The sequence below is a fragment of the Thermomicrobiales bacterium genome, assembly GCA_041390825.1.
GTDB lineage: Bacteria > Chloroflexota > Chloroflexia > Thermomicrobiales > UBA6265 > JAMLHN01.
In genome coordinates this window covers 1-17,179 of the sequence record JAWKPF010000095.1, presented here as the reverse complement: position 1 = coordinate 17,179, position 17,179 = coordinate 1, and the positions used below count along the sequence as shown (strand labels likewise).

Here is a 17,179-nt window from a genome sequence, read left to right as displayed (position 1 = left end):
GCAGAAAACACCGATGCGTGGGACGCGCATCGTTGATTCCCAAGGGTTTGAGGCGGGACGGGATGAGCGCAGCGCATCTGGAAAAATTGAATGACAATCAGCGGGCGGCGGTCCTGCACGGGATCGATCTGCCCGACGGGGGAATCGGCGGACCGCTTCTGATCATCGCCGGCGCGGGCTCCGGGAAAACCAATACACTCGCCCATCGTGTCGCCCAGCTCGTCATCTCCGGAGCCGATCCGCGCCGCATCCTCTTGATGACCTTTTCACGCCGCGCGGCCGCCGAAATGGGAAAGCGGGTCGAGCGGATCTGCGCGAAAGCGCTGGGAGACAAGGCGGGGATCATGGCGGACGGGCTTGCCTGGTCGGGCACGTTTCACGGGATCGGCGCGCGGTTGCTCAGGGAATATGCCATCGAGTTCGGCCTCGATCCGCAATTCACGATCCATGACCGCGAGGACTCGGCCGACCTGATGAACCTCGCCCGGCATGATCTCGGTTTCTCGAAGACGGAAAACCGGTTTCCGTCCAAGGGGACGTGCCTCTCCATCTATTCGCGCACCGTCAATGCCGAGGCGCCGCTGGATGAAATCCTCGGGGCGAACTTCCCGTGGTGTGCCGCGTGGGAAAAGGAGCTGAAGGAGCTGTTCGCGGCCTATGTCGAGGCCAAGCAGATCCAGAACGTCCTCGATTACGACGACCTGCTCTTGTACTGGGCGCAGACCATGGGCGATCCCGTGCTTGCCGATGAGATCGGCGGACGCTGGGATCATGTCCTGGTCGATGAATATCAGGATACGAACCGCCTTCAGTCCTCCATCCTGATGGCGCTCAAGCTCGGCGGTCGCGGCCTGACGGTCGTCGGCGACGACGCCCAGGCGATCTATTCGTTCCGCGCCGCCACGGTGCGCAACATCCTCGATTTCCCGAATGAGTTCTCGCCGAAGGCCGACGTGATCACGCTCGACCGCAATTACCGCTCGACACAGCCCATCCTCGCCGCCGCCAACGGTGTCATCGGTCTTGCGCAGGAACGCTACACGAAGGACCTCTGGACGGAGCGCGCCTCCAACGAAAAACCAAGACTGGTTACGGTCCGCGACGAAGGCGACCAGGCGCGCTTTGTCGCCGACGAGGTGCTCGACAATCGTGAAGGCGGCATGCGGCTGAAAGACCAGGCCGTCCTGTTCCGGGCGAGCCATCACAGCGGCCCGCTGGAAGTGGAGCTGACCCGCCGCAACATCCCCTTTGTGAAATTCGGCGGCCTGAAGTTCCTCGATTCCGCCCATGTGAAGGACATGCTGGCGGCGCTTCGGTTCGCCCAAAACATGCGTGATCGCGTGGCGGGCTTCCGCCTGATGCAGCTCCTGCCAGGCGTTGGCCCGGCGTCGGCGCAGATCGCCCTTGATGCGGTCAGCGAAACCGCCGACCCCGTTGAGACGCTCGCCGCCCTGCCCGCGCCGCCGCGTGCCGCGGCCGACTGGCCCGGGCTCGTTTCGTTGATCGCGGACCTCCGCACCTCCAACATGGGCTGGCCGGCCGAGATCGGGCGGATCAGGTCGTGGTATGAGCCGCATCTGGAACGCATCCACGAAGATTTCGAGATGCGACGCGCGGACCTCCTGCAGCTCGAGGACATCGCCGCCGGCTATCCGTCGCGCGAGCGGTTCCTGACCGAACTGACGCTCGATCCGCCGGATGCGACCTCCGGCCAGGCCGGGGTACCGCTGCTCGATGAGGATTATCTGGTCCTTTCCACCATCCATTCCGCCAAGGGCCAGGAATGGCGGTCGGTGTTCGTCCTCAATACCGTCGACGGCTGCATTCCGTCCGATCTGGGCGTCGGGACAACCGACGAGATCGAGGAAGAACGGCGCCTGCTCTATGTCGCGATGACGCGGGCGAAAGACAGTCTGAACCTGGTCGTCCCGCAGCGTTTCTTCACGCATGGACAGTCTTCGACCGGCGACCGGCATGTCTATGCCTCGCGGACACGGTTCATTCCCGCTATGTTGTTGCAGTTTTTCGAGAATAGGACCTGGCCGGTGGTCGCGCCGGGCCAAGCCAGTAATGCCGGACCGCGGCAGATGCGCCTCGATGTGGGCGCGCGCATGCGCGGGATGTGGCGCTAACGGGAGAAGGATTTGTGCAATCTCTATAATCTGACGACGACGCGGGACGCGGTTGTCGAGTTCACCAAGGCCATGGCCGACAAGGCCGGCTGGAACGAGCCCTCCTTGAACGTCTATCCGAACACGCTGGCGCCGATCGTGCGTGTTGGCGACGATGGCAATCGCGAGATCGTCAGCGCGACCTGGGGCATGCCGACGCCGCCGGCCTTCGTCAAAGGCAAGGCCGATCGCGGCGTCACCAATATCCGCAATGTCGGATCGCCACATTGGCGCCGTTGGCTCGGACCGACAAGCCGCTGTGTGGTCCCGTTCACGTCGTTCGCGGAGCCCGATCCCGCCAGCAAGGTGGAAGGCGGCCGCGTGCCGAATGCCTGGTTCGCGCAGAACCCCGACCGGCCGCTGATGTTCTTCGCCGGTTTCTGGACGCCCTGGAAGGGGGTGCGGAAGGTCCGTGATGGCGAACAGGAATATGAGCTCTATGGGTTTCTCACGACGACGCCGAACGAGATCGTCAAGCCCATCCACGAAAAGGCCATGCCGGCAATCCTGACGACACCGGAAGAGGTCGATCTCTGGCTCACCGGGGAATGGGCGGACGTCAAACATCTGCAGCGTCCGCTGCCCGGCAACATGCTGGTCATTGTGGAGCCACCGGCCAATCCCAAGGATGACGATCTGCTGCTCTGAGGCCATGCCGCACCATGTTGAATGATGACGAGGACAGAGGCGGGCATGAGCGGGAGAGCGAAGGGATCGACGCCGTCGTCCCGGTCCGCAAGATACTGCACGTCGACATGGATGCGTTCTATGCGTCGGTCGAGCAGCGCGACAATCCAGAGCTGAGAGGCAAGCCGGTCGCCGTTGGCGGGTCGGCGGCCCGTGGCGTCGTCGCGGCCGCAAGCTACGAGGCACGGGCATTCGGTGTGCGCTCCGCCCTGCCCTCGGTCACGGCAAAGCGCCGTTGTCCCGAGCTGATATTCGTGAAGCCTCGCTTCGATGTCTACCGGGCGGTCTCGGCTCAGATCCATGAGATATTCGCCGAACATACCGATCTGATCGAACCCCTCTCCCTCGACGAGGCCTATCTCGACGTCACCGAAAACAAACAAGAGATCGAGTTCGCCACCGAGATCGCGACGATCATTCGCGCCCGAATCAAGGAGGTGACCGAGCTGAACGCTTCGGCCGGGATTTCCTATTGCAAATTCCTGGCGAAGCTGGCGAGTGACCTCAACAAGCCGAACGGCCAGGCCGTCATCACGCCGAAGAACGGGCCGGCGTTTGTTGCCGAGCTCGCGGTGAAGAAATTCCACGGAGTGGGCCCGGCGACGGCCGAGAAGATGCAACGGCTGGGCATCGTCACCGGTGCCGATCTGCGTGAGAAATCACTCACCTTCCTGCGCGACAATTTCGGGAAGTCGGGAACCTGGTATTACGGGATTTCGCGCGGCATCGATGAACGCCCCGTTCAGCCGGACCGGCAGCGGAAATCGATCGGGGCGGAAGACACTTTCGCCGCTGACATCTTCGATCTTGAAGCGGCAAAGGCCGAGTTGACACCGCTTGCCGAGAAAGTCTGGCGCCACGCTACCAATAAACAGATCAGCGGACGCACTGTCACGCTGAAGGTGAAATATGCAGACTTTCAGCAGATCACCCGGAGCCGGACGATTGGACGCACTTTGCAAAGCGAACGGGAAATCGGTGAACTCGCGGGCGCGATGCTCACCGAACTGTTTCCCGTGCAGAAAGGCATTCGTTTGCTCGGTGTGACGCTGTCGACGTTGGTCGATGGCGCCGAGACTGCCGAAGACGATCAGATGAGCCTGCTATGAGCGACAAGCCGGAAGGAAAGCAGGTCCATTTCACATTCAAGACGACGCAGGAGTTCCTCGACAGGCGCGGCCTGAACCTGGACGACATCAAGAACGTGACGCTGACACTTGCCCGAATTTTCGGGCTCAACTATCCGCGTTTTTTTCCTCTCGATATCAAGACGCCCGACATTGACCGGATGCGCAATGTCGCGGCCATCCTGGAGCCGGTTGAGAGCTTCGCAGGCTTCAAACGGCACATTCTCGGATACAGCAAGGAATCGTTCGACAATCACCTCTTCACCGCCAAAACGGCTCTATGGCTCTCGCGGCAAGGCCTGGAGATCGAGTTTGAGCCAGAAATCGAGGGACAGCCCTCGAAGCCTGATCTGAAATGTACGACCGCGGGAGCTGAGGTCGTTTTTGTCGAATGCAAGCGCGTGATGACCGACAAGTTCTTCGATCTCAAAGAGAAGCAGGAACTGGCGGATCTAATCTACGAAAAACTGCCGACCTGCGACCAGTTGAATTTCTACCTCCTGCACGAGAACGCGGCCGACAAGGTCCGGCAGCTGGTTCCCGACAAGAATTTCGCGACCCTGATTTTCGCCGCCGGAATGAAGGGGGACGAGACGGACGTTACCGTCGAGGGCGAGTTCAATGTCAGGGTCATCCGGAAACCACCGATCATAGGCGGCGAAGAGGATTTCCTGAACGTGACGATGGCGGGTTGGCTGGAAGACGTCGAAACCGGCGTGCGGATGCCGGGCTACACGTTCATGCGCGGCGGCCGATCGATTGCCATTCACGGACCGCCCCCGAGCTACCGGAAGATCTTCGAAAAGAACCGCCGTCGCAGCCGCAAGCAGTCGGCGCCGGGTTTTCCGTTCATCACCTTCATCCACGACGACGATATTCTCGGCGATCCTGCCGATCACGACCGCTATTTGAAAGAGGTTTGGCTGACCAAGGAGTACCCGGAATTCAGCGGCGTCGCGCTTTTGGGATTCTACGATCTGGCGGGCCAGGGCCAGAGGGCGCAATTCCGGTTTCTTCCAAATCCGGATGCAGCTCATCCGCTGCCGGCAGAGTTCTTCAAGGAGCAGGAAACCGACTTCAAGGATTGGGAGGTCGAGGACGGCTCAGGTGACGTCAGTCGGCAGAGAGACGAATAACCTCTGACGGCCATTTGAACAGATAGGTCTCGTCAAAGTTGGACGGGATTGGCCGCGTCACGTTGACCTTGCCAAACGTGGTGGCGAACGATGAAAGGGCGACATTGGCGCGTTCTGCATCGGGGCTGTGACCTTCAAATTGCGTCACCCGCGATACGATCACCAGCCAGGACCGGTCGAAGGCTGCATATTTCTTCAGCCGATCGTTCTTGTTTCTCAGGATCGGCAAGAGAACGCTGTCGTCGAAGTCCGGCGTGATGCCGCCCCGTCCGCCAGTGACCTTGATGTCATGATTCCCGTCCCTGTAGAGGCAGACGTTCTGAATGAATTCCGGCAACGGAGCAGACGGCTCGGAGCCCGCGCTTCGCATTCCCGCGTCATCGCGGATGCGCGCCCATTTCTCGGACCAGATCGTTATGGCGCCAGGATTCGGCAGCGTAGCCGCGGCGTCGGAGATGATATCCGCGACACGCGGCAGGGCGTCCTTGTCGTCGGTTCTGACAGGAATTCCGTCTTCAAAGGCAATGCCGATGATCAACCCGTCGTCGCCCTCCTTTGCATTGTCCTCGACGCATTTCCGCAGCTCTTTCGCATATTCGCTTTGCGCATGTTCGATCTGCAGCGCACCGAATTTCCCCGCTTCATGCCGCGCAATCGTCAATTCGATTCCGACTGTCTGCCCGTCAATGACCGCGATAAAGTCGGGGCATTCGGAGGGTTCGAGCTTCTCAGGCACAACGTCTGTGGCTCTGAAAAAGTCGATGAGATGACGAAGTTCTGCTTCTTTGACTTTGTTCATGGCGCGACCATTCGGTGTTCCGGTGCTGCGGACTAGAGATGTTCGGCGAGGCCCAGCTCTTGCGCCACGTCCTCAGTGCGAGCCCATCGCTGACCTGGCATCTTCTCAATGAAGAGCTTGAACACCCGGACAAAGGCCGCTTGTCCTGCAGCTTCGTCCAAGTGATCCGCAGCATCGGGTGGCAGCAGGGCGTGGATGTCGCCGAGAAGGCTGGGCTTTCCGAATTTGGCAAGCATTCGCATTTCCGCGTCAGAGCGAGAGATGGCGTGACCACGGATGTCCAGATACCGTCCGAAGATAGAGATGGCGCGCTCGATGTCGAGGTCGGGAAGAACCGTTAGGGCATGGTCCAGATCGAACAGATCCCGACCCTTGTCCCTTTGCAAAAATGCGCGGAGTTTCGTCGCGATCAGCTCTTCCGGAGAGAAGGTCGCGATCTTTGTCGATCCGCTGAACCAAGGGTTGTCGACGCTGTAGTCAACCAAGACCGGTCCATCGAAAGCTTCGATCTCCGATGTGTTGATCTCGATTTTGAGGCGGATATTGACCTCGGGATCGTCCTCGGCGGGGACGCGGAAACGTAGTTTGGGCGCAACCTGACTTGCCGCAAAACTCCCCTGCCCCAGCCACGGCTCCAGGACCTCGCGCAGTGCATCAAGAACGGGGCCGATCGGACCTGCTTCCGTGCGAACGAGATCGATGTCCTCGGAGTAGCGAAGCGGCTTTGGAAAGATGATCTTGTTGAGCGCGGTTCCGCCGCGGAACCGTAGCACCGAACCGAGAAGCTCATGATTGAAGATGTCGACGAGCGCGCGGGAGATGATCAGGTCCTGCTCGATCTGGCGAGGTTCGCCCCAAGGTGCGATCTGACTCCATGCCGTGATGTTCGTTTCCGGTATCATTGTTCGTCGATCTCGATCGGTCGCCGAACAACGACATGCCAGCGTTGGTCACGTTCGGGTTCACCTGCCCATTCGGGTCGGCTCGTTTCGCCGGGATCAAGCTCGATCCATGGGAGGCTCTGGCTCGAAAGATAGTCAGACAGTACGGAGGCAGAGGCCTCGTGTCCGGCGGTTTGCAGGACATAGCCCAACCGTTGCACGACAGAACGTTCGAAGGCTGGCAAGAGCTCGCGCAGCTGCACCGGGTCGATCTCCGGCGCCAGTTCGTTCAGCACACTTGCTGCGCGATCGAGGCCTCCGCTTGCCTGGGGGTAGCGGATCAGATCCAGTGCGGTGAGCGCGGGAGAAGAGACCCTCATCGAACCCGTGTCCGTTTTCCGGTCGCCTATTCCCATCTGGATGGCGTCCAGATCCTTTCGGAAATAGAAGGCGATCTTCGAGCGGCCCGCGCGGATGGGTTTCCACTGCCGGTCGGTGACGATCTGGAATTCCATGACCGCCTGATGAGCGGCGCCATGCAGTTCGGCTGCTTTCAGCAGTGCAACGTAATATGGCCGCCCCGCTTCCTTCATCATGGCGTCGATATACCAGTTGGGGGGCGGCGCACCCCATTTCAGGAATCGGGTCGGCGTAATGACGTAGAACCCACGGCGCGGCATGACGATGCGTCCGCGCTTGGCAAGGCGGGCGGCGGCGTCGAGAAACGCCCCGTGGCTTGTTCCAAGCACTTCCATGGCGCCTTCGCGCGTGAAGTAGGTTTTCCCGGTCGATTCGAGCTCTTCGGCATAGCTTGCCAGGCTCATTGATCGCGCCGCAGTCATATTTCTAACTCCGCACTTTGCGCCGGTTTTATAATATGATATTTGAACTGCGGCAAGTTCTATAATGTAGACTCCGTGATTTTCGCGTAGTTAGAAATATGATACAGACGACGTAACGTCCAAGCCAGGCCGGAAAGTCAGAGCCCATGAGCATCAGTTGGAACGAAATCGTCGAGGTATACCGGAGCCAGCCCTGGTGGGTTTGGCTTCTTGGCCTCGCCTTGATTTGGATCGGTCTCAAGTGGCTCAAAGCGACCGTGATCGCCTATGTGGAACGACCGATCACAACGCCCAATTCATTTTCGCAACGCCGTGTGCGCGTGGACTATCGTGCCGGAACAATCACCATGCCCAGGGGCAACACCTACCCGTTGTCCAGCGTCCGCGGACTGCGTTGGGAGGACTTTCCAAAGTCGGGATCCTTCCACGCCTATGTGGACGTTGATGACCTGAACAGACCGATCCACTCGGTTTCGTTTTCGACTGTGGGCGGACCGGAGAAGTTCGTTGGTCGACTGCGGACAGCGATCGAGAAGGCTGGCGGAACACGTTTTGCGGCGACCGGGAGTGACCGGTTCGATCTCATCGAAGGAGATTTCAGCAATCCGATCACTGCCGCTATGGCAACGCGGGTGGCTAGTCACGGTCACCGGGTTTCGTATGGCCGCGGAGGGTGACCACGAATCCCGCAAAGTTGAGAGACGGCGAACATGTCTGAATCAAATCAGACGACCACAGCGCCCAACACAGCCAAGGAGTTTTGGTGGGAACGGAAATTACATTGTCGGTCGGCGGCATGGATGTCGCGTGGAGCAAGAACCATCGCGGCATAGACCATGGCGCGCTCTTTCAGGAGCGCGATCGCACCCGTGCGCACTCCGATCAGGTTGACTACAAATACTTCGAGGAGCGCGACGACGCTGAGCTGGCTTCGATGGAAGCCGCGTTCGTTCGCAAGCTTGCCGACCTCGTTCCTCGCCTCGAACTTCTCGGCTTCACGATGCAGTCTATTGAAGCAGAGTACGCCCTCGCCACCAAACGATGGCTCGAGCGTTCGGATGAAGAGGAAGAAGCGCCGAAGGCGGCGATGGCCTTCGAGCAGTTCCTGGCGTTTGCTCTACGAACCTCAATTGCTGACCTCAACAACGAATACGATCCAGACCTCGACGACGAAAAATCGAAAGGACGCTTTGCGGGTCTTGCGGAAATCGACCAGGTTCCAAATGCGGATCTTTGGGACAGAGACCACTACTCGGAGCGATCCTACTTCGGGAACGTAATCGACTTTCTTCACCCCTATAGCGTTCTACGGCTCCTTGCCGGGACCCCTTCAAACCGAGGGCTGGACGTCGTCTGGCAATATGGGCCGCTTGTCGATGCCGGCTGGGCTGAATTGAGCGAATTCACAGGCGATGCACGCCGCTCCGAGCGCTTCCTGATTGCCACAGAGGGCAGCTCCGATGTTCACGTTCTCCGACATGCCATTGCCGCGCTCCGTCCGGATGTCTGCGATTTCTTCCACTTCGTCGATGTAAGCGAAAGCCATCCCTTCTCCGGGACTGGCCAGCTCCGCAAGTTTGCCGAAGGGCTTGCAAAGATCGACGTGCAAAACAAAACGCTGTTCGTGTTCGACAATGACGCCGAAGGCGTGGAGGCCTCTCAAAAGGTCGAGGCAATGCGATTGCCGCTCAATATGCGAAGTATGGTGCTGCCTGACCGCCACGAATTTTCCTCGTTTCCAATTCTTGGGCCCGACGGGCTGACCAATGCAGACATCAATGGGCGCGCGGCAGCAATTGAATGCTATCTTGATCTGAACCTTCCTGGGCGACCGCCAGCACAAGCGACGTGGAGCAACTACAAAAAGAATCTCGGCCGCTGGCATGGGGCGCTCGACTTCAAGGAAAGCTACGCGCAACGATTCCTTGAGACGTCATCAGCGGAGTTGGCGAAATCAGACCACGATACGGCCAAGATCGAAGCCGTCCTCGACGCAATAATTTCTGAGTGCAGCTTGATCGGGTCATCGGAACGAATGGCAAAGTGGAATGAGTGAATATCGTATCGGGATAGAGGGCAGCTTGAAGCCTGTTGCGCTTGAGTTTTTTGCGACGTTTTCGCGCTTCGAGTTTGCACTCAAACGCGGGGGTTATGTCAGAGGCACAGCCGGCGACCGCGCAAGTCCCAATTGGATCCAGTTCGCCACCGATCTCGGCAACGACTTCTTCGCATCAATGAAAGAGGCCGATGCCGCGAAGATCTTTTTCGAGGCTCCCCCGAAGCGATTGACGGTCAAGCAGGACGGGGGCGTTGAGTTCACGGAGCAAGCCGCGCTAGCAAACACACAAATGCTGCTGGAAGCCATTGGGCTTGTTCGTAACAATCTTTTTCACGGGGAAAAGGCCTGGATCGGCGAACGTGACGAGCGCCTTTTGCGGGCGTCTCTCTTCGTGCTCGATAGCGCCTTCAGTGCCGCACAGCAGCGCAATGACATGCGCGCCGTCTGCGACGCTTTCCGTCATGCAAGTATCAATCCGCACTGAGCAACGGAAACAACATCGTGATGCTCTGACCGTCTCGAGAAGCCGACAGACATCTGACCATGCACTGGCAATTACTCGGACCAGCTCTGGTACCGCCCTTCCCAGTTGTGGATGCCAGAGAGCTTGGGTTTGGATTTCAGCGATTTGATTTTTTCAGCGAGTTTCCCCAGCTCGCTGGCCTGATCAGCGCGCCACCCTTGTTGAATCGCCCGGGACCGGATCGTCTCCGGGTTCAAAGTGTGACCTTTGGCGCGGAGGATACGCAGAGTTTCATCGGCCATCTGCTTGTCTCTTGGATGACCGATACCCGTCGTCGGGTTGACCATTGAAAAGAGGCGTGACAGCGCATTTTCGACAATCTGATCGTCGATTAGTCTTTTCGCCGGCTGGCGTTCCGCACCATGCACGATTGCTCCCCAACGCGCGACCCATTGATCCGCGTCACCAGGCAAATCCGGCACTGCGACGACGCCTACGACACCGCGGAGGCTATCGACGGCATCGAGCATTTTGGCGTCGGCGAAGAAAGCGATGATAATCGCATTGTTCAGCATCTGGCCCATCGTATTCAACGTCTTGAGATTGAGCCTCGCGCCGGATTGCAGCTGCAGGCTCTTGCCACCACTCAATGCCTTGGCTTGTTGCCGGCCCATGTGGCCGGTTAGGCTCGTTCCATCTATCTGCCGCTTCGTATGTACAAGGAGGACAATATCGGTTGGATTGTTCTGCTGTTCGCCGATCTTTTGCGCATAGGCGAGAGCGTACTGCCACGACTCGGGATCCTGGCTATCGATCGGAATGAGAACTCGGTGCATCTTTTCTCCTTGGCAGGTTCAACCCGCTACGGCCTTGCTATCGATCGCTGCAGACAGACCTAGGTGTCCAATTGATCCTTGGTGTCGTATGAGCGCTCGCTCGGTTTCGCTGTAATCTAGTTGCAGTTCTATTTTGTCTTTCAACGAGTTCGCCCAATCATCCGGAAGAGAAATGACCGACACTTGAGAACCAATCGACTCGAATTCTACGCTAGTATTTTGCCGAGTTCTTCGAGCTGCGTTGAGAACATAGCCGCCGACGTTGATGAGCAAACGTTGCCGGTTGGAGGAACTCCGAGGCAAGACCTGGAGTATTTCGGCACGGTAGGAGGCTGTCCGTAGCAAATTTGAGCTCGTCTCCTGACCTGGTATCGATCCGGCAACGATCGCCTCCCCGATGCGCAACTCAGGCCTGAATATGGCTGGTATTTCCAGCTGGTCCAGAACCGGCAATAGCGCTGACCCGCCGAGGGAGAGCAGGGGATTGGCGATAGGAAGCGTCAGTAACTCCTGAGCCAGCTCCTTTATCAGCACATTGACTGCCGGGGCATCAGGTGCCTTTTCCGCCACACAGCCGTAGTTGAGCTGGAACCCGTCAATCTTCACGCAATTGCCAAATGCCTTCCTGATGATCCAGACCTGTTGTCGAAGATTTCTGGGGTCCAGGCCCTCGCGCTTCTCGCCGGTCTCGATTGCCAGGAGCACACGATGAGCCTCTGCTCCTCGAGCCCAAGCACGCATTCCCGATGTGCCGACTTCCGTTGTTCGAACGACATTGCTGAATGCCTCGACTGGGATCGAAGAGCTCGGATATAAGGTTGCTACTGCCATGTTGTTCACGACCGGCAGGGATGCCTCTGCCACAGTGCCCACCGCAAGGGAAATGCCGTCCAAACATGCGAGCCGCTCGACAATTTCCGGGAGGATGTAACCGCCCTTGAGAACAGCACGCAGTTCAAACCCGTTCTGTTTTGCGGCGACAAAACAATGCTTGGCATTGTGGATCATTGCATCAAGGTCATAGTTCAAGCCGTAATTACTCTTGAGGGGCTCGTTTTGACCTTCGTTTTGTTTGATCATCCGGAGCACTCCCGTATAGTTTCGGGACTACGAGGGGGATCCACTTTTTGTCGCTGACTGCCGAAGCTGATTTGAAACCGGACGTCGTCTTTCTCGACCGAGAGGGAGAGCGCGACACCCTGCTGTCTTGCCTGCCGCCCTCGGCGACGGCTCCGGCGCTGCTGGTGGTGCGCGGGCCTACGGGGGTTGGCAAGTCGTCTTTGACGGACTGGGTGACTGATAAGATTGCCGGGTCTACCTTGAGCGTAAAGGTCGATCCATATCTTCGGGGCCAGAACATTGACCCGCATCGTGCCTACGAAGGCTACTATATCCAGCACTGCGTTTCGGCGATTTCCGAAAGCGTTGCAGCTCCAAGTCGAAGCATCGACACATTCGCCGAATTCGTAAGATCCCGCGGATTGAAAAACCTCAAAGGCTTTGACGTCAGAGGAACCGTGCGGGAAGCGGCAAGCGTTCCGAAACTCGTTGGGCGCGCCATTGATGCGACCGAGCGGGTGACAGCGTTGGGCGGATATTCCCCTGAGGCTCTGCTCAAGAGCGATAACAGAAACGCTGTCGAGGTTTGTGCGGAATATTTTCGATACGTCGCCAATCTGGCCGAATTCGTACTCGTTGTCCGCGAGGCGCAACACTGCGACACGACAAGCCTTCGCACCATATTGCGCTGTTTTGCGGATGACGGAAAATTCTACCCGCTGCTGGAATATACGACCGAGACCAGAAGCTTCCAAAAACGCCATCACGTTCAGATCGAACAGTTCGCGGTTCCCAAGATCTGGGACATCGAGATGTTGCCTTGGGCCTATGTGGTTGAACTGCTTGAGCGGCTCGGCCACCACGACCAGAAGGTCGTCGGCGAATTCCAGGCCCGCTGGGACGGCAATCTCCGATCGCTTGATGAGTTGCGCTTCCGCGTCGCTTACGGCTCTGCGAATATCAGCACGCAGCCGAACGCCCAGATCCCGCATAGCGCAGTCGATGCCATCAAAGAGCGCCTCGGCGAACTCGGACGCGCCGAGCGTTTGGCGCTGGCAATTTTGCGCGAGCACAACGAACCGATAGCGCGGGAGGCGTTCGACGCAATTTGGCGGACAGTGGATCCAAGCATCGGCCTTCCGCTGAGGCTTCCTGATGTGCTCGCGGGGCTGACCGGCAGCCTCCTTTCGGTTTCGAGCGCCCAGATCGGACTCAACAACGATGACGTGGCAAGCGCGATCTCGGGGATGGAGGACGAGGCCCTCTACAAAACGGATGCGAGACGGCTTCTTGTCGATCACTACCGAAAGATCATCGAGAATTCTGCTGAAGGCAGCGTCGAGCGTGCAGTAGCGTTGCGACACACGACGCGTCTCGCGGCCTTGTTGGAAGATCCTGCCCTGTTGGAGACCATTCTCGAAAAACTCGACGGTGAGATCGAAAGCAAGGGCGATCCGACGTTGTATGTCGACCACGTGATCGCCTGTATCGAGAACACCCAGGATCTCGGACACGGCGAACGGAGTGCTTTGGCAGCGTGGGCTGCTCGCCACGCCTACCGATCCAGCAATTTCGGCCTGACTCTGACTGCAATCGACAAAGGTGATCTCGAGGGGCCCATCTGGGAAAGCATTTTGGCGCACGCCTTGATCGAAGAGCTTCGTGAACCCGAGGCCCGCGAAATCGCGTCGGACATGCGCGCTCGTCTCCCGTTTGCGGATGCCGATCTGATGAGCGATCTGATCCTGGGGAACCTCGATCTCGTCGAGGAGCAACTTGCGACTTGCGAACGAAGGCTGACGCAAACCGCTGCCGAGGCTCAGCGCCGAAGAAGCGTTTTGCTCGGGCACGCCTACCGCCTTCTGGAGAGCGCGGTCCCGATGGAAGAGGCGATTGAATATTGCGACAAGAGCGCCGAAGTGTATGAGCGAGCCGCCTTGCAGCGCTCGGCAGCGCAGTCGAAGCTGACGGCGACCCGGCATCTCGCCCGCCTCGGGCGAACAGACGAAGCAAAGGCGAATATCCAAATCGCCGAGAGCGGACTGAAAGACGCTGCCAGCTCGCGGCAGTTCCTTTTGAACAATCACGCTGCGGTCGAACTCTTGGCAGTGTCTCCCGATTTTGAGGCGGCTGAAGGCAACCTTCGCAGCGCGCTCTTGCTCAGCCGCGACAAATTCAGCGACCTGACGATCCTCCAAAATCTCGCGATCGCGATATGGCAAGCCCGTGGTGCTCGCGAGGCCGTCGCGTCCGTAGACCAGGCCTTGAGGTCCATGCGGGAGGTGGATTCCACAACAAGGTTGCTGGCGGATGCGATAGGGCACACCGCGTTCATGATCCTGCGCGAAGCCGGCGATCACGAAAGGGCCGACGACGTCGTCCAGTTCGTCACTGACACCGTCGGTGTGGATATCCGCGGCAGCGAGTACTGGTCCTGGAGGTTCGGCCTGACCGGAGAAGCCCCCGGCATTTACGCCCCGCACGTGTTGGCCAAACCCTACCATCCAAGTTTCCTCAGCCAGTGGCAGTTGGATTGGGAAGTCGCGTCCGTGCTGTTTCAATGATGGCCGCAAGGACTTCGGGGTAAGTCCAGCCATCATTGACGAAGCCTTGGGCAAGTTGCCCCCCCTGCCCCAGCCATGCGTCCGGGGTGGCTTCCAGGAAATGGAAACAGCCGTCCTGAAGTCTGCCGTCGATCCGGATGTAGCCGAAGTCCCCGAGCGCGGTCAGGAACCGCCCAATCGCGCAGCGATCCTCATCCTTCAGTTCATCGTCGATCGATCTGACGCGCCTGGGCAGATCGCGATGATATTTCTCGTGCGCGTCCCAGACGCGGTTACGAAAGTAGTCGGGCTCGCCGTCCACGGTGACCTCGTTGAAGGAGGAATACGCGCCATTGGGTCCCTGGATCACAGCGACCGACACTTCCCGTCCGGGGACGAATTCCTCGATCATTATGGAGGCGTCCAGTACCGCAAGAAGACCCTCGGCTGTCCTCTTCAACATCTCGGCGGAGTTGACGATACTGGCCTGACTAATCCCGATCGATGATCCTTCAGCCGATGGCTTTACGATCACCGGATATGCCCAGTCATCGATATGACGGATCTCCTCGATGGTGTGATATTCGCGAGCGCGGGGTGTCTTCAGTCGGGATTGCTTGGCAAGTTGCTTAGCCGCCATTTTGCTGTGACAGAGGCTTTGTCCGTAGGCATCCAGGCCGACATACGGAATGCCATAGGCCTCGCAAATCGCCGGCGCCCAAGAAGTGCGGCTGCGAGCAATCTCGCCACCATAAGTCGACAGCACGACGTGACGGCGGCTCCACGACAGGTCGTTCGTAAGGGAAGATGGATGTTCCAGATGGTGCGCGCGGTATCCAGCTTCTTGAAGGCCACCGAGAACGTCGTCACGCGCCTGTGGCGTTGTCTTCTCGAGGTCGCGCCGATCGGGGAACTCTTTGTTGCTCTCAGTGACATCGATCATGTCGGCAAGGAAGATCACGCCGTCAGTTTCAAGCGGATCGGACAATAGCGGCATATGGCGAATAAGGTTGACCATGTTGTACAACATAGTCCGTGTTAACCATAAAGGCAAGTGGAAGACGAAATAGCCTTTTTCCGCCATCATTGCGCTCTTGGCGATTCCGTACTAATATGACCGTGACAACCAGGAACTGAACCATGGCGGATGAGCACGTGATCGTCTCTGTAAGTGCAAGGATGCAAAGCCTCATCCGTGCCCTTGATAACGCCGAGTTCGAGACTGTGGTCACATTGATCGAACAGCTTCCAGAGAGCCTCGACGAGTTCCTGAACGCTCATCCCGCAGCCCTGTCGGCAATCACGCGTGTCTCGCGATATGCGTTTGTGTGCATCCGTAAGCCGGGATCCAACAATGAGTGGATTGTCGTCGACATTTACGAGGATGGGGATCCTGACGGCCCGCCCCATGGCGGCGGTCGCGGCGCGTTCGACGGCGGCTGGCACGTCCGTTTGTCATTGTTTCCGAGCTTGCCGCAAGAATTCGTCGAGCTCTTTGATCAAGCATGCGATGTAGAAGAGATACCTGTTCTTCCAATTATTTGGACAGATGAAATGGTACATTCTGAAAATGTTTCTTTTGAATTAGAGAAGGAAGCAGACGATGAATTACTTTATTCGCTTCGGTCTTTTATGTCGCACAATCCGACTATGCTGACTTTCGACCAGGCCCCTACGCTCCCTGCGAAGACCTCCGTCTTTCAGAATTGCGTCACGTCGGCTGCATCGACATCAAAACCAACTTCACCAAATGTCATTGCCAGGGACTTTCTTTGGCATGACCGCAACCCAGGCTAAGAGAACAAAATATGCTAAAAGCAAAGTCTAATCGCTCGGCTCGGAGCGGTGCGGAAACTATCGTTTTTCCAACGACAGAGGGGCGCCGCCGGTTTCCAGATTTCATTCAGGATTCATATGGGAGCAAGACGATTACCGGCTTTGATCGATACGGACGGTTCCTCGGTGCGATCGTCCCACCCGAGGCCGTCTTTCTCCTCGCGGAGGAGGATGGTGAGATCGACGAATTCGCAAGACACAAAATCCGAGAATGCGCGCGAAAACTCATCAGGGAACTGCATGCGCGCGAAGAGGATATCGAAGGTAGTGTATCAACCGACGAACTCAGAGCCGAACGCGCTCAAATGCGCAGTCCCAACTAGACGGCCGTTCATACCCTTCTAACTCCGCAGACAGTCTTCGATACCGTTCCGGTTGGACGGTGTATGCGGAACGCGTGTTCGCACATGGAAGCGGTAGAAAGAGCGCCGACCCGCAGTCAATTGAAGTGAGCGGGCGAAGCCCCGTCACCAAGCAGCCAGCCCATGTCGACCACTATTCTTCCACGATTGATCTCATGTGACGAGGCCGGTTTCACTGGAAACCGCATGCTTGACGCTGCCCAGCCCTATTTTGCCTACGCGTCCGTCGATCTGCAATTGGACGAAGCCACTGCAATCGTGAAGGACTTGCGATCCCGGCACCACCTGCAGATGGCGGAGTTGAAGGCAGCTAAGCTGCTGAAAAGGCCGCGCGGCCGCGAGATCATTGCCGAAGTCCTCGAGCAGATCGAGGGTCGC

16 protein-coding genes are annotated in these 17,179 nt (G+C 58.3%); 10 read left to right on the top strand and 6 right to left on the bottom strand.

Translation table 11 applies throughout. The features are described from left to right. Positions 1-62: 62 nt before the first annotated feature. The 4 genes from R2855_20245 to R2855_20230 are packed head-to-tail and all read left to right on the top strand — an operon-like array spanning position 63 to position 5,121. The gene (locus R2855_20245; GenBank protein ID MEZ4533337.1) at positions 63-2,132 is read left to right on the top strand and encodes an ATP-dependent helicase; all 2,070 of its coding nucleotides are present in this window, start codon (positions 63-65) and stop codon (positions 2,130-2,132) included. A 12-nt stretch (positions 2,133-2,144) separates the two neighbouring features. After that, positions 2,145-2,819 (top strand): SOS response-associated peptidase, encoded by a 675-nt coding sequence (locus tag R2855_20240; protein MEZ4533336.1) that lies wholly within the window; start codon positions 2,145-2,147, stop codon positions 2,817-2,819. Positions 2,820-2,833: 14 nt separating this feature from the next. Continuing rightward, complete coding sequence (gene dinB / locus R2855_20235; protein MEZ4533335.1) at positions 2,834-3,967, top strand: DNA polymerase IV; 1,134 nt, start codon at positions 2,834-2,836, stop codon at positions 3,965-3,967. Then, a complete protein-coding gene (locus tag R2855_20230; protein MEZ4533334.1) occupies positions 3,964-5,121 on the top strand; it encodes a hypothetical protein in 1,158 nt (385 codons plus the stop codon). Before dinB ends, R2855_20230 begins: the two co-directional genes overlap by 4 nt. Here the strand turns inward: R2855_20230 and R2855_20225 are convergent. The 3 genes from R2855_20225 to R2855_20215 are packed head-to-tail and all read right to left on the bottom strand — an operon-like array spanning position 5,099 to position 7,625. Further along, complete coding sequence (locus tag R2855_20225) at positions 5,099-5,920, bottom strand: hypothetical protein (GenBank protein MEZ4533333.1); 822 nt, start codon at positions 5,918-5,920, stop codon at positions 5,099-5,101. The two genes, R2855_20230 and R2855_20225, sit on opposite strands and share 23 nt — an antisense overlap. A gap of 32 nt (positions 5,921-5,952) precedes the next feature. Continuing rightward, the gene (locus tag R2855_20220; GenBank protein MEZ4533332.1) at positions 5,953-6,822 is read right to left on the bottom strand and encodes a nucleotidyl transferase AbiEii/AbiGii toxin family protein; all 870 of its coding nucleotides are present in this window, start codon (positions 6,820-6,822) and stop codon (positions 5,953-5,955) included. Beyond that, the gene (locus R2855_20215) at positions 6,819-7,625 is read right to left on the bottom strand and encodes a type IV toxin-antitoxin system AbiEi family antitoxin (protein ID MEZ4533331.1); all 807 of its coding nucleotides are present in this window, start codon (positions 7,623-7,625) and stop codon (positions 6,819-6,821) included. The genes R2855_20220 and R2855_20215 overlap by 4 nt, the downstream gene beginning before the upstream one ends. A gap of 164 nt (positions 7,626-7,789) precedes the next feature. Between R2855_20215 and R2855_20210 the strand changes: the two genes are divergently transcribed. The 3 genes from R2855_20210 (at position 7,790) to R2855_20200 (ending at position 10,186) form a co-directional block, all read left to right on the top strand. Continuing rightward, on the top strand, positions 7,790-8,320 hold the full coding sequence (locus R2855_20210; protein MEZ4533330.1) for a hypothetical protein: 531 nt from the start codon (positions 7,790-7,792) through the stop codon (positions 8,318-8,320). Between the two features lie 86 nt (positions 8,321-8,406). Next, complete coding sequence (locus R2855_20205) at positions 8,407-9,699, top strand: HEPN/Toprim-associated domain-containing protein (protein ID MEZ4533329.1); 1,293 nt, start codon at positions 8,407-8,409, stop codon at positions 9,697-9,699. Continuing rightward, positions 9,692-10,186: a hypothetical protein gene (locus R2855_20200; protein MEZ4533328.1), complete on the top strand. Its 495-nt coding sequence runs from the start codon at positions 9,692-9,694 to the stop codon at positions 10,184-10,186. The genes R2855_20205 and R2855_20200 overlap by 8 nt, the downstream gene beginning before the upstream one ends. A gap of 71 nt (positions 10,187-10,257) precedes the next feature. Here the strand turns inward: R2855_20200 and R2855_20195 are convergent, their stop codons facing one another. Together R2855_20195 and R2855_20190 are read right to left on the bottom strand one after the other, a co-directional pair. Beyond that, complete coding sequence (locus R2855_20195) at positions 10,258-11,001, bottom strand: DUF1889 family protein (protein MEZ4533327.1); 744 nt, start codon at positions 10,999-11,001, stop codon at positions 10,258-10,260. A gap of 18 nt (positions 11,002-11,019) precedes the next feature. After that, the gene (locus tag R2855_20190; GenBank protein MEZ4533326.1) at positions 11,020-12,081 is read right to left on the bottom strand and encodes an alanine racemase; all 1,062 of its coding nucleotides are present in this window, start codon (positions 12,079-12,081) and stop codon (positions 11,020-11,022) included. Positions 12,082-12,128: 47 nt separating this feature from the next. On the opposite strand from R2855_20190, the gene R2855_20185 reads away from it, so the two are divergent. Continuing rightward, positions 12,129-14,624 carry an AAA family ATPase gene (locus R2855_20185; protein ID MEZ4533325.1) on the top strand — a complete coding sequence of 832 codons (2,496 nt, stop codon included), beginning with the start codon at positions 12,129-12,131 and terminating at the stop codon, positions 14,622-14,624. On the opposite strand, the gene R2855_20180 is transcribed toward R2855_20185, so the two are convergent. Continuing rightward, entirely contained in the window at positions 14,575-15,690 is a 1,116-nt protein-coding gene (locus R2855_20180; GenBank protein MEZ4533324.1) for a hypothetical protein, read from the bottom strand. The two genes, R2855_20185 and R2855_20180, sit on opposite strands and share 50 nt — an antisense overlap. A gap of 53 nt (positions 15,691-15,743) precedes the next feature. On the opposite strand from R2855_20180, the gene R2855_20175 reads away from it, so the two are divergent. Both R2855_20175 and R2855_20170 read left to right on the top strand, forming a co-directional pair. Next, on the top strand, positions 15,744-16,400 hold the full coding sequence (locus R2855_20175; GenBank protein ID MEZ4533323.1) for a hypothetical protein: 657 nt from the start codon (positions 15,744-15,746) through the stop codon (positions 16,398-16,400). Between the two features lie 524 nt (positions 16,401-16,924). Then, a partial coding sequence (locus R2855_20170; protein MEZ4533322.1) for a hypothetical protein occupies positions 16,925-17,179 on the top strand: 255 nt, incomplete at its 3' end.

Bases quoted from the DNA above. Each gene is read 5' to 3' on its own strand.
- R2855_20175 (MEZ4533323.1), top strand. From the start codon at position 15,744: ATGGCGGATGAGCACGTGATCGTCTCTGTAAGTGCAAGGATGCAAAGC.
- R2855_20230 (MEZ4533334.1), top strand. From the start codon at position 3,964: ATGAGCGACAAGCCGGAAGGAAAGCAGGTCCATTTCACATTCAAGACG.
- R2855_20220 (MEZ4533332.1), bottom strand. From the start codon at position 6,822: ATGATACCGGAAACGAACATCACGGCATGGAGTCAGATCGCACCTTGG.
- R2855_20225 (MEZ4533333.1), bottom strand. From the start codon at position 5,920: ATGAACAAAGTCAAAGAAGCAGAACTTCGTCATCTCATCGACTTTTTC.
- R2855_20210 (MEZ4533330.1), top strand. From the start codon at position 7,790: ATGAGCATCAGTTGGAACGAAATCGTCGAGGTATACCGGAGCCAGCCC.
- R2855_20215 (MEZ4533331.1), bottom strand. From the start codon at position 7,625: ATGAGCCTGGCAAGCTATGCCGAAGAGCTCGAATCGACCGGGAAAACC.
- R2855_20180 (MEZ4533324.1), bottom strand. From the start codon at position 15,690: ATGATGGCGGAAAAAGGCTATTTCGTCTTCCACTTGCCTTTATGGTTA.
- R2855_20200 (MEZ4533328.1), top strand. From the start codon at position 9,692: ATGAGTGAATATCGTATCGGGATAGAGGGCAGCTTGAAGCCTGTTGCG.
- R2855_20190 (MEZ4533326.1), bottom strand. From the start codon at position 12,081: ATGATCAAACAAAACGAAGGTCAAAACGAGCCCCTCAAGAGTAATTAC.
- R2855_20245 (MEZ4533337.1), top strand. From the start codon at position 63: ATGAGCGCAGCGCATCTGGAAAAATTGAATGACAATCAGCGGGCGGCG.
- dinB (MEZ4533335.1), top strand. From the start codon at position 2,834: ATGTTGAATGATGACGAGGACAGAGGCGGGCATGAGCGGGAGAGCGAA.
- R2855_20195 (MEZ4533327.1), bottom strand. From the start codon at position 11,001: ATGCACCGAGTTCTCATTCCGATCGATAGCCAGGATCCCGAGTCGTGG.